Source organism: Treponema bryantii, from assembly GCF_036492245.1.
Classification (GTDB): Bacteria; Spirochaetota; Spirochaetia; order Treponematales; family Treponemataceae; genus Treponema_D; species Treponema_D bryantii_C.
Window position 1 is genome coordinate 2,635,761 of sequence record NZ_AP025286.1, and the last position, 12,804, is coordinate 2,648,564.

General features: G+C 36.7%; 11 protein-coding genes. All 11 read left to right on the forward strand.

Annotated elements, in window-relative coordinates; translation table 11 throughout:
- The first annotated feature begins 20 nt into the window (after window positions 1–20).
- The 11 genes from feoB (at window position 21) to prfA (ending at window position 12,742) form a co-directional block, all read left to right on the forward strand.
- On the forward strand, window positions 21–2,366 hold the full coding sequence (gene feoB, locus AABJ44_RS11590) for a ferrous iron transporter B (RefSeq protein ID WP_338369211.1): 2,346 nt from the start codon (window positions 21–23) through the stop codon (window positions 2,364–2,366).
- 38 nt (window positions 2,367–2,404) lie between these two features.
- The gene (locus tag AABJ44_RS11595) at window positions 2,405–2,560 is read left to right on the forward strand and encodes a FeoB-associated Cys-rich membrane protein (RefSeq protein WP_338369212.1); all 156 of its coding nucleotides are present in this window, start codon (window positions 2,405–2,407) and stop codon (window positions 2,558–2,560) included.
- 162 nt (window positions 2,561–2,722) lie between these two features.
- On the forward strand, window positions 2,723–3,952 hold the full coding sequence (locus tag AABJ44_RS11600; protein WP_338369213.1) for a tyrosine-type recombinase/integrase: 1,230 nt from the start codon (window positions 2,723–2,725) through the stop codon (window positions 3,950–3,952).
- Window positions 3,945–4,901, forward strand: coding sequence for a tyrosine-type recombinase/integrase (locus AABJ44_RS11605; RefSeq protein WP_338369214.1), 957 nt, complete (start codon window positions 3,945–3,947; stop codon window positions 4,899–4,901). The genes AABJ44_RS11600 and AABJ44_RS11605 overlap by 8 nt, the downstream gene beginning before the upstream one ends.
- Window positions 4,891–5,925 (forward strand): tyrosine-type recombinase/integrase, encoded by a 1,035-nt coding sequence (locus tag AABJ44_RS11610; RefSeq protein ID WP_338369215.1) that lies wholly within the window; start codon window positions 4,891–4,893, stop codon window positions 5,923–5,925. Before AABJ44_RS11605 ends, AABJ44_RS11610 begins: the two co-directional genes overlap by 11 nt.
- A 43-nt stretch (window positions 5,926–5,968) precedes the next feature.
- On the forward strand, window positions 5,969–7,405 hold the full coding sequence (locus tag AABJ44_RS11615; protein WP_338369216.1) for an RNA-binding domain-containing protein: 1,437 nt from the start codon (window positions 5,969–5,971) through the stop codon (window positions 7,403–7,405).
- A complete protein-coding gene (locus tag AABJ44_RS11620) occupies window positions 7,402–8,982 on the forward strand; it encodes an SH3 domain-containing protein (protein WP_338369217.1) in 1,581 nt (526 codons plus the stop codon). Before AABJ44_RS11615 ends, AABJ44_RS11620 begins: the two co-directional genes overlap by 4 nt.
- Window positions 8,983–8,991: 9 nt before the next feature.
- Window positions 8,992–9,477, forward strand: coding sequence for a hypothetical protein (locus tag AABJ44_RS11625; RefSeq protein WP_338369218.1), 486 nt, complete (start codon window positions 8,992–8,994; stop codon window positions 9,475–9,477).
- Window positions 9,478–9,480: 3 nt separating this feature from the next.
- On the forward strand, window positions 9,481–10,158 hold the full coding sequence (locus AABJ44_RS11630; protein WP_338369219.1) for a YARHG domain-containing protein: 678 nt from the start codon (window positions 9,481–9,483) through the stop codon (window positions 10,156–10,158).
- A gap of 26 nt (window positions 10,159–10,184) precedes the next feature.
- Complete coding sequence (locus tag AABJ44_RS11635) at window positions 10,185–11,381, forward strand: SH3 domain-containing protein (protein WP_338369220.1); 1,197 nt, start codon at window positions 10,185–10,187, stop codon at window positions 11,379–11,381.
- A 278-nt stretch (window positions 11,382–11,659) separates the two neighbouring features.
- Complete coding sequence (gene prfA / locus AABJ44_RS11640; protein ID WP_074642288.1) at window positions 11,660–12,742, forward strand: peptide chain release factor 1; 1,083 nt, start codon at window positions 11,660–11,662, stop codon at window positions 12,740–12,742.
- The last annotated feature ends 62 nt before the right edge of the window (window positions 12,743–12,804 follow it).

Sequence of the window (12,804 nt, forward strand, 5' to 3'; positions counted from 1 at the left end):
CGACCGGAGGAAACACGACAATGATAAAAATAGCTTTAGCAGGAAACCCGAATGCGGGAAAAACCACATTATTTAATGCGCTCACAGGCTCAAATCAGTTTGTTGGAAACTGGCCTGGAGTAACTGTAGAAAAAAAAGAAGGAAAGCTTAAGGGCCACAAGGATGATGTTGTAATCACAGACCTTCCCGGCATCTACTCGCTTTCTCCATATACACTCGAAGAAGTTGTATCGCGCGACTATCTTGTAAAAGAACGCCCTGATGCAATCTTGAATATTGTTGATGGAACAAACCTTGAGCGAAACCTATATCTGACAACTCAACTTGCAGAGCTCGGTATTCCAATGGTTGTTGCTGTAAACATGATGGACGTTGTAAAGAAGAACGGCGACAAGATTCACGTTGATGCAATGTCAAAGGAGCTCGGATGTCCTGTACTTGAGATTTCAGCTCTTAAGGGAACCGGCTGTATTGAAGCGGCAGAAATTGCTTTGAATAAGGCAATGGAAAAAAAACCTATGCTGTATAAGCACCGCTTTGAAGGCTGCGTTGAACATGCTCTTGCTCACATTGAAGAAGCAATCGTTCACAATCTTCCGGAAGAACAACACCGCTGGTACTCAGTAAAACTTTTTGAACGTGATGAAAAGGTTATCAAAGCTCTTGGAATTGAACCTTCAAAACTCGAACATATTGAAAAAGATATCAAAGCGTGTGAGGCAGAACTTGATGATGATTCAGAATCTATCATCACTGCTGAACGCTATAAGTATATTGAATCAATCATAAAAAACTGCGTAACAAAAAAGAACCGCACTAAGCTCAGCACTTCAGATAAGATTGACCGCGTTGTTACAAACCGCTGGCTTGCTCTCCCAATCTTTGCTGTTATAATGTGGTTTGTTTACTACGTTGCAATGGTAACCGTTGGTGCCTCAGCAACAGACTGGGCAAACGACGGACTCTTTGGTGACGGATATCACCTGTTTGGAATCGGTACAGGGGCTTACGAAGAAGCAGCCGAAGAATACGGTGACACAGCAGCAATTCTTGAAGCACTTGAAAACGGTGATGTTACTTATGTAACTGTTGATGAAGAAACTATGGAAGTTTCTGAACCAATTGAAATTACAGATGAAGTTGCAGAAGAAGCAAAAGCAATGGCAGAAAAGTACGGTGAAGAAGGACCTGATCCAGCAGACTACGGTGTATGGGTTCCTGGTGTTCCAGTCCTTATTGAAAGCGGTTTAGATGCAATCGGTTGTGCAGACTGGCTTAAGGGACTTATTCTTGACGGTATTGTTGCCGGTGTTGGTGCAGTGCTCGGATTTGTTCCACAGATGCTTGTTCTGTTTATCTTCCTTGCCTTCCTTGAAGCTTGTGGTTACATGGCACGTATTGCCTTTATTCTTGACCGTGTATTCCGCCGCTTTGGACTTTCTGGAAAATCATTCATTCCTATGCTGGTTGGTATGGGTTGTGGTGTTCCTGGAATTATGGCTTGCCGTACAATTGAAAACGAACGCGACCGCCGCATGACAATCATGACAACAACCTTTATTCCATGTGGAGCTAAGCTTCCATTTATCGGACTTGTTGTTGGTGCTTTGTTTGGTGGAAGCCCATGGCTTGCAGCAAGTGCTTACTTTATCGGTTGTGCTGCAATCATCATTTCCGGAATTATCTTGAAAAAGACAAAGCCTTTTATGGGCGAAGTTGCTCCTTTTGTTATGGAACTTCCTGCTTATCACTGGCCAACAGTTACAAACGTTCTTCGTTCAATGTGGGAAAGAGGATGGTCATTCATTAAGAAAGCCGGTACAATTATCTTGCTTTCGACAATCGTTATCTGGTTCCTTTCATTCTTTGGATGGGCAGACGGCGGATTTGGAATGCTTGAAGAAGATCAGATGGATTCAAGTATTCTTGCAAAGATTGGTGGACTTATCGCATGGATTTTTGCACCTATCGGCTGGGGTAACTGGCAGGCAGCTGTTGCTTCTATTACAGGTCTTGTTGCTAAGGAAAACATTGTTGGTACAATGGGTATTCTCTATGGTGGAGAAGAAACCTGGGCTAACATGGCTGCAGCATTCACAGCGCCAGCAGGTCTTTCATTCCTGATTTTCAACCTTTTGTGTGCTCCTTGTTTTGCAGCAATCGGTGCTATCAAACGCGAAATGAACAGCAGAAAGTGGACTTGGGCAGCAATCGGCTGGCAGTGCGGCTTTGCTTATGTAATTTCATTCATCGTTTACCAGTTCGGAAGCATGTTCACTGAAAATGCAAATATTGCAGGCATTATCTGTGCAATTGCAGTGCTTGGATGTTTGTGCTACGCTTTGTTCAGAAAGGCTAAGAATTAGATCCCGAATCAAGTTCGGGATGACGTGGAGGTTATAATATGGGTACATTAATAGTTGGTTTAATTCTTATTGCTGTTGTTGCATGTGTTATAACCTCAATGGTTAAAGCAAAACGCGCAGGACGCAGCCACTGTTCGTGTGGCAGCAGTTGCAGTTCATGTGGCGGAGCTTGTCACTGCGCCTCTAAAAAATAAACCACAGAGGGGGTCGGCGAAAATGAAAACTTTTGGATTTTTGAGCTTATCCTAACTAAAAAGAAATCCATACTTATTGTCATATTCTCTTATGATATAAAGAATTAATAATATAAAAGTTTGGATTTTATTTTCGATATTCAAGACAAGGAGGATATTGTTATGAATATCGAAAAATTAATAGCGACATCGGATGTTTTGTTCAAAGCAATGAAAGAGCAACACTATACAGATTCAAATATAGAAAAGTATATTTGCGAAATTCATTGGATACAAAAACATGGAAAAGACAAAGATTTTTCATCTTATGTTGATTTATGTAATTATCGACTTGAAAGAAAAAGAGTTTCTGTTGGTGTGGTATATAGCTATCGTTCTATGTATCGCGTTTTCAGGGACTTTGACGAAAATAATCAATTGCCATTGCACTATAAAAGAAATCCTTTGCAACCTGTTAAAAGTGCATATTTATGCTTAAATCCCTATTTCAAATCACTGATTGATAATTATATCTCATATGCTACTAATGAAGGACATAGTGAAAAAACTATAAGCTCCTGTGTAAGAAAAGCTGCATGTTTTCTTAAATTTTTTCAGCAAAAAGGGTTTGCAACATTCGCAAAGGTGACAGAGAAAGAAGTATATGCTTTTTTTCTTGATGAGAATAATCAACTAAATAAAAGTCACTCTTATAAAAAGGCCATAACAACAGCGTTACAGGTAAATCTTGAAGATTCTGATGTGCAAAGAATTATGAACTATGTACCAGAAATAAGGAAAATACGAACGCTTTATCAGTTTCTAACAGTAAAAGAATGTGAAGTAATAAAGCACGAGCTGATGGATAATCATTTTTCATTACGAGATAAGGCTATCCTGAATATTTTGTTTTACTATGGACTACGGGCTTGTGATGTAGCTAATCTTAAATTGGAAAATATAGACTGGCAAAAAGATAAAATATCTTTATACCAGTCAAAAACCTTAAATCTGGTTGAATTACCTCTTTTGCCAATTGTTGGAAATTCAATATACGATTATCTCAAATTTGAGAGACCAAAAAAACAGAGTCAATTTCTTTTCCTTAAGTCGTTTTCTCCATATGAAGCCCTCAATAGCAATGGTATTTATAGCATTTCAAATAGGTTATTTAAAATAACTGGGCTTAGGCAGAATAAAGGAGATCGTCGAGGAACGCATATTTTCAGACATCATATTGCAACAGCATTAGCATCCAGTGGATTTTCTCAACCTGTAATAAGTGCAACTTTGGGACATGTCGAACCAACTTCCTTAGAGCCATATCTTGAAGCAGATATAGAACATTTAAGACCATTTGCACTTAGTCTAGAAAACTTTCCAATTGACGAGGAGGTGTTTACAAATGACTGATTTAGAAAAGAATTTAGAGGAAAAAATAAAGCTCTTCCTCAATTACAAAACAGTTTCTGGTGGTATGAATAGAGTATATATACAGACTTTAAGACGATTTGAAAAATTTTGTTATGAAAACTTTGCTGCTCAGAAAGAATTAACTCAAGAAATGATTGATTCTTGGTGTCAAAAAAAATCTTCTGAATTGAATGGATCTAGAAATACAAGAATAAAAGTCGTTAGAGCCTTTATAAAATTTCTTAATCAAAGAGCCTTGTCATGCATTGAACTGCCGGTGCTCCTGAAGTCTGAGAAATCTAAATATATACCACATTCATTCACAGAAGAAGAATTGAAGGCTTTCTTTTTTGAATGTGATCATATTTGTAAAGATAGTCGCAGATTTTCCAATTATAAGAACCTTGTTGTTCCGGTTCTTTTCCGCTTGCTATATAGTTCTGGAATTCGAACAACAGAGGCCAGATTGTTAAAAAGAGAAGATGTCGATTTTGAGAACGGCATTCTTAAAATTCGAAAAGGGAAAGGCTCTGATAAACATTATGTTGCGCTTCATTCCTCTACCGTTGATATGTTAAAGAAATATGATTTTGCAATGGATAAATTGAAAAAAAATCGAACATATTTCTTTGAAAAATCTAATGGTTCTTTTTTTGATACAAGCTGGCTTAGCAGATGTTTTAGGGAGTGCTGGTACAGAGCTAATAAAACATCTGCAGTGCCTTATGATTTGCGGCACAACTATGCAACAACTAATATAAATAGTTGGGAAACTGATTCATTCGAATTCAATGATAAATTGTTTTTCTTGTCTAAATCTATGGGACATAAAAAGTTAGTATCTACACTCTATTATTACTCGATAGTCCCGCGTCTTAGTGAAACTATAAAAGATAAAACAGAATCTGATTTGAATGAAATAATAAAAGAGGTGAATTATGAAGAATAATGCGGAAGCTATAAAATTTTCGAAATATATATCAGATTATCTTTACAATTATGCACCTGCATTTTTAAGCCGTTCAAAAGATACTCTGAAATCTTATGAAGATACTTTGGTTTTATATATCAAATTTTTAGAAAAAGAAGGTATCACTTCTTCAAATCTATCAAGAAAAGCTTTTGAAAGAACGTATATAGAAAAATGGATACTCTGGTTAAAAAATGAACGCAGTTGTTCTCCAGATACCTGTAACAATCGAATGAGTACATTCAGAGGATTTTTGAAATATCTTGGTTCTAAGGACATAAAACTTATGTACCTGTATGAAGAGTCAAGAACTATTCACAGATTAAAAACTTTGAAGAAGAAAGTTACAGGTGTTTCTAAAAAAGGAATTCAAGAATTATTGAATCAACCAGATTTGGGAACTAAGATAGGTCGAAGAGATTATACGCTTTTAATGTTGATGTATAGTTCGGCAGCACGAATTAATGAGATTTTATCATTAAGAATAAAAGATTTATTCTTAGAGGGACCTCATCCTTATATGAATTTGTTTGGAAAAGGTGAAAAGATTAGACCTGCTTTTCTCATGCCAAGAACTGTTACCAACTTGAAAGGTTATATTGAATCCGTACATGGAAAAAATCCTAAGCCGGAAGATTACTTATTTTTCTCGCCTGTTGGAAATCGGAAGGAGAAATTAACTCAGCCGGCTATTGCAAAGCGTATAAAGAAATACGCAGAAGCAGGCAGTGCAAAAAGTCAGGAAATTCCAATTAATTTGCATTCACATCAATTACGGCATGCAAAAGCCACGCATTGGCTGGAAGATGGAATGAATATTGTTCAGATAAAATTTCTACTTGGACACGAAAGTGTTGAAACGACAATGAAATACCTTGATGTTTCCATAGCCGAAAAAGCAGAAGCACTGGCGACACTTGAAGATGAAAAGGAGGCAGCGCTTCCTAAAAAGTGGGAAATGGATGATGGTTCATTATCTGAATTTCTTGGATTACCAAGATAAATTTTGTGGCAAAATATCACCCATATTACTTACTTTATTACCCATGTGTGATATAATCATCATGGGTGATAAAGTGAATAATCAATTACATGAATTATTAGATGAACTCCGTTCTTATGATACTGAACGTGAATGGTTTGAGTTTAAGGAAAACTGGTTTGATCAGACTCAGCTTGGACAGTATATTTCTGCTCTCTCAAACAGTGCAGCAATTGAAGGTCGTAAGAATGCTTATTTTGTCTGGGGAATTCATAATGATACACATGATGTAACAGGCACAACTTTTAACTGCAACATGGATATTAAAAATGAGCCTTTAAAACATTTTCTTGCACGACAGATTTATCCGGATTTAAATTTCAATTTTGAAGAAACTAATTATGAGGGTAAAAAAGTAGTTGTTCTTACTATTCCGGCTGCAAGGACAGTTCCTACAAGTTTTGATAACGAACGCTTTATACGAATTGGCTCAAGTAAGGAAAGTCTCAGAAAGTATCCGGAAAAAGAGTCTTATCTGTTTGATGTCCTTCGGCACGGATTTCCAACAATTGAGAATACACCCTCAAAATATCAGGATCTAACATTTGAAAAACTGTTTATTTATTATGGTGCTAAAGGTCTGAAACTTAATCCTGATAATTTCAAAAAGAACCTTAATCTTCTTACAGAAGATGGACAATATAACATTCTTGCACAGTTGCTTTCTGATAATTCTCAGATTCCGTTAAGAGTTGCCATTTTCTCAGGAAAGACAAAAGCTGATAAAATGTATTCTATCCGCGAATTTGGTTACCAGTGTATTTTGTATACGCTTGATGAAGTTCTTCGTTATGGAGATGTCTTGAATATTCTTCAGGCAGATGAAAAGGATAGAGTTGTTGAGCGAAAGGACGTTCCTTTGTTTGAAAATGATGCTTTCAGGGAAGCTGTTATAAATGCGTTTGTACATAACAAATGGGTAACAGAAAATGAACCGATGATTACCGTTTTCTCAGATAGAATTGAAATTCTTTCTCGGGGAATACTACCACCAGAACAGACGCTTGAAGGTTTTTTTAGAGGTGAATCTGTCCCTGTAAATAAGAAGCTTTCAGAAATATTCTTACAACTTCATATCAGTGAAAAAACTGGCCGTGGTGTTCCAAAAATTACCAGCACATACGGAAAAAGTGCATACGAATTTCATGAAAACTCTATTGTTGTAAAAATCCCTTTTAATTGGATTAACAATATGGGTGATAAAGTGGGTAATAAAACGGGTGATAATTCAAAATTAAATAATACTCAGTCCAAGATTTTTTCAGAAATCCGAAATAATCCAAATATTACAAAACCTCAAATTGCACAGTTGGTCGGAGTTGGAAAGACTACCGTTGATAATGCAATTGCAGTTCTCAAACAGAAAGGTTATATAAAACGCTCAGGTTCCAATAAAACTGGTTTCTGGGAAATATTAAATGCAGGAGAAATTGAGAAATGAAGAAGATTTTTTTTATAGTTTGTTTGATTTTTATAAGCACTTTCTCATGGAGCCAGAATGTTGAAATAATGAAAAGGATTCCTTTTGGAACTGAGGGTGCATTTAATTATTCATCCTCTTGGGATGAAAACGAAGGTTCTGCTCCTGAACTCAGTGTTTTAGCGTCCTTTGAAAACATGATGATAGTTTATGACGGAAAGAATTATTATGAATTAAATCTTATTAGTAAAAAACTTAAGAAGAAACTGTCCTTAAAAAATAATGCCCCTTATACTGGAACCCAAATATATGGAAATCTTTCAGACGGTTTTCTTTATGGAAATGTTGGAGCTGGTGCAGGACAGAATGAAGATTATCTGATTATTTATCATAAAGGAAATGAATATAAAATCGAAAACAAAACAAGCCTTTTCCCATATGGAATTTATGATTATGCATCCTTCCTTTGCTTAGATGATACAGTTTTCTTTATGACTACTGGAAAAACACTTGTTTGCATTCAATTAAAAAAAGATGGTACTTATACTGTTAAAAATGAAAGAGAAACCTCTGAATATCTGGATAAAGGGATGGCAGAGAAACTTGGCTTTATCTTTACAAGAAATAAAAAGGGCAATATTTCAAGAATCTGTATAGGTGATTATTCACTAAATAGAAGTTCAGATGGGATTAATTATTGGAAACGAAGAAATGATACATTCCAAATTATGAATCCACAATATCAAGACAAAAAAAATATAGACTCTTTTTCACAAAATCCTGGTTTTCCTGTATATACTCTGACCGGGACAGATTTAAAGGGCTTTCATTATTTTATGAGATTTGATAGTGAAAATGGAAGATTTTCAAATGATAATCCTGGCTTTAATGTAAAGTTTTCTATTGCAGTTTTGACTCCTTTTGATAGTAAACTTTATATTTATGAAGATTACAAAGAAAATGAATGGAATCCTGCCCGCAATAAAGCAGGAAAACCAATCTGCAAAACTTCGTTTTATATAGCTCCAGATGGAAGTATTTATTTTTCTGATTGCAATGCTCAGAATAAAGAATGGTTGATTAAGAAGATTCCAAACAGATTATATGATCAGTTAGATGTAGATATCAGCCATATCGGAATAATTATAAACAACAATATTCCGCTTTACGAAAATGCAAATTCATCTTCAGCTGCAAATGGAAACAATTATGAAAACGACATAGTTTTGCAAAAAGAGACAAAAGGCAATTGGAGTAAAATTCAAAAACTAGATGGTCGCGAAGGCTGGGTAGAAACGAAGTTCATCAATTTTGATAATCAGCAATCAACATCATTTACAAACGTAGCGGTTAACAAAATAATGAGTTGCAATGATAATTTGCGTCTGCGTTCAGAAGAAGCAACTTCAAGCAATGTAATTACAACCATGCAAAAAGGGACAAAAGTCAAAATCCTGAAACTTGGCAAAGCAGAAACAATCGATGGCATAAACAGCAACTGGGTACAGGTAGAAGTTCTTTCTGATGCAAAAAATAAAGACGGTAAAGAAATAAAATCAGGCACAATAGGCTGGTGCTACGGCGGATATTTGGAATAAGGTTTGAATATGAAGAAGAGACTTTTACTTACAGCAATTATTCTCGCAATGAGCGTTTTATGTTTCGCTTTGGAAGTGGAAAAACTTGGAGAAATAAAAGATATATATTATAGAGATGGTATCGCAGGTGGACCCGGAAGTCCAAATGAGCTTGCCATAAATGAAGTTGATAACACAATAAAAATCATTAATAGCACATCTGATTTTACTTATTATGATTTGACTACTCTGGAAGGTGTCAAAAAAACTGAATATCGGAATACCTTTGGTTTGATGCAAATTGAATTGGGAGATTTCGATATAAGTTGCCATAGTGATGTTTTAATTCTGGAAAAAGACAATGAACAGATTCAATATATAGCCGGATATGAAAATATCAAGTCTGGAATCAGTTTCATTCTCAAAAAAGATAATGGCTACATAATTTATTATGTAAATGAAGATGGATTTCCAAGTGCTGTAGATACCACCGGCCGTATCTATTCAGAAGAATAAGCAATGGCATATTTGAAAAAATATGACCCGGAAAAATACGAGCAGAGCAAGAGTACTTCTGGTGAATTAGAACTCTACAATGATTTTATTCGCAATCGTGTCCTTATCTGGGGAAAAACTCATTACATGAAACACAATGTAATGGTGCAATATGACCTTCAAGGAAATTATTATTTTATGCAAGACTTTGGAAGCCTTGGTTCTGACATTGGATGTTACTTTAATGATAAGTGTATTTTTTACAAATTTACTGAAGGATTAAATCCATACTCTGAAATAATCAAGAACTGTAAAGATGATGATTATTATAGCTCCAGCTGGTATCTTGGGTTCGGCGGCAACATCTACTACTACATAGCCGGCGAAGAATATACCGAAGTATTCCGCATCCGCCGCACCTGGGGTGATCCAGATTTTTATGCTATGGCCATCAACGGCTACACAGACGACTCTTACGGCCAGTACGTAAACAAGGTTCTTCCAACTTTGAGCAAAGCAGAACTCCGTCTTTTGAGAAATACAATCTTTGCCATCTATGGCGTTCACTTTAAAAGCGCAGACCTTTCAACTCATTTCAACAAACAAGTCTGGTACACAGATGAAGGCAAAACATCTGGTGAAGTGACGCTTCCGGCGCATCGTCAGAAGCTTGTTGAGATGATACAAAAGTTAGAGAAATAATCAAAATCTATCTGGAGTTAAAAGAAATGAAAAAGACATTCATATTTATAACTTTACTTTTCATAAGCACATTTTTATGGTGTCAGAATGTTGAATTTAAAAAAATTAAACAATTTAAGAATGATAAGGCATCTGTTTATATTAGAGAAGAGGTCAATCCTCAGGATGATATTACTGGTAACGATATCTTTTTTGATGCTGATGGAAATTTTATGATTTATCAGCGTGACAAGAAATTGATGCTTTTCACCAATAAAGATTTAGAGATTGAAACACAGATAAAAATTAATACAGATACATCTTTGCAGACTTTCCAAACAATTGAAAATAATATTTTTATGGGAAACCATACCGAAGCATTCTATTTTAATAAAAATGGTTCTGAGTTTTTTCGAGTAAATATTTATTCAATATTAAATAAGCTTAATGGAGGGGACAGTAATTGGTTCACTGATTGTTATTATGATGAAGAAAAAGATATTTTGTTTTTTACATACCCTCATAATTCGGTAAACAGCATAGTAAATCCTTCTTTTGATGAAGTTCAGAATCAGAAAAATTTCCGTAATGCAGAAGAAACAAGTAAACTTCTTAAAAATGGAAATTATGATCCTCATCTGACTTTAGATTCAGATAATGATTTATATATTGATGGAGTCAGATGCAGATGGAATGCAACAGCTTATGAAACTACAGATTATGTAATTACTCTAAATAACAAGCGTAAAACTATTAGGGTTTTTGACAGAAAAGAAAGTGAGGTGTTATATTACACCATTCCTGAGAATGAAACCGAAGAATCCATCACCTATCATCCAAACGGCGACTGGTATTTCCTGACTATAAACTGGACAACAGACACTCACACCCTTTGGCGAATCGAAAATACCTGGGATTCACAGTGGCGCGAGCAGTGGAATAAAGAACACATCAATTTTGATAATCAGGATTCAGCTTCATCAACAAACGTAGCTGTAAGCAAAGTAATGACTTGCAACGACAATCTTCGCCTTCGTTCTCAGGAAGCAACATCAAGCAGTGTAATCACAACCATGCAAAAAGGCACAAAAGTCAAAATCCTGAAACTTGGCAAAGCAGAAACTATCGATGGAATAAACAGCAACTGGGTACAGGTAGAAGTTCTTTCTGACGCGAAAGACAAAGACGGCAATGAAATAAAATCGGGTACCACAGGCTGGTGCTACGGCGGATATTTGGAATAAGTTCTTTTTGCGAAGAACTTGTTATGGTAAAGATAATAAAAATAAAATCCAAACTTTCAACTGCTTAATTATATGTAATATATGGGGTAAGTTTGAAAAGTTTGGATTTATAAAAAGAAGGGATAACGGCAGGCATAGCCTGCCTCTGCCGCTATTTTTTAAGGATAATCCTAAAACGACCCGCTGTCGCAGCTCGTTTTTTAACGGATTCTCTATAAGAGCGGGGATTCATCCCCCTCCTTTTCATATTTTCTTTTCTATGATAATATACTCAAATTATGGATTTACTGAAAAAGCTTGATGAATGTGAGAAGCGCTTTAAAGTTGTAAGCGACCTTGTAATGGATCCGAATCTTGTAAAGGACCCGAAGAAGTACAAGGACACAATGCGTGAGCACGGATACCTGACTGAAGTTTGTGCACTTTATGACGAATACAAAAAGGTTTTGAGCGGTATCCAGGACGCTAAGGAAATGATTACGGCAGAAGATGATGCCGAGATGAAGGAAATGGCTCGCGAGGAGCTTAAGGAACTGGAAGAAAGACAGCCTAAGCTTGAAGAGGATATTAAACTGAAGCTTGTTCCGCCTGATCCTCTTGATGAGAAAAATATTATTCTTGAAATCCGCTCGGCTGCGGGTGGTGACGAAGCTTCGCTTTTTGTACGAGACCTTTGGGAAATGTATACACACCTCGCTGAACGCAAGGGCTGGAAAACTGAAACTATGGAAGCTCAGGAAACTGAAGTTGGTGGTTTCAACAAGATTGTAACTTCTATCAGCGGTAAGTTTGTATATGGTACACTTCGCTGGGAATCTGGTGTTCACCGTGTTCAGCGTGTTCCTCAGACAGAAAGCCAGGGACGTCTGCAGACTTCTACTGCAACTGTTGCTGTTCTTCCTGAAGCTGAAGAAACTGAAATTGAAATTAAACCGGGCGACGTTCGCGTTGACGTAATGCGTGCCGGTGGACCTGGTGGACAGTGTGTAAACACAACTGACTCTGCCGTTCGTCTTACTCATATTCCGACAGGTCTTGTTGTTATTCAGCAGGATGAAAAGTCTCAGATTAAGAATAAGGAAAAGGCTTTCCGAGTACTCCGTGCCCGCCTCTTCGACCTTGAAGAAAGCAAAAAGCAGGAAGAGCGTGCAGCTGCCCGCTCAAGCATGGTAGGTTCTGGTGCCCGCTCTGAAAAGATCCGCACTTACAACTTCCCTCAGGACCGCGTAACTGATCACCGCATCAACTATTCGGCTCATAACCTTCCTTCTTTCATGATGGGCGAAATGGACGATATGCTCGATGCATTGAACGTTTACGCTAAGGAAGAGCAGTTGAAGTCGGATATCACTGAACTTTAATTTGATGTAGGGGGGAAGTCTCCCCCCGCGGCTGCACTTCGTTGCAGCCTACCCCTTCCAGC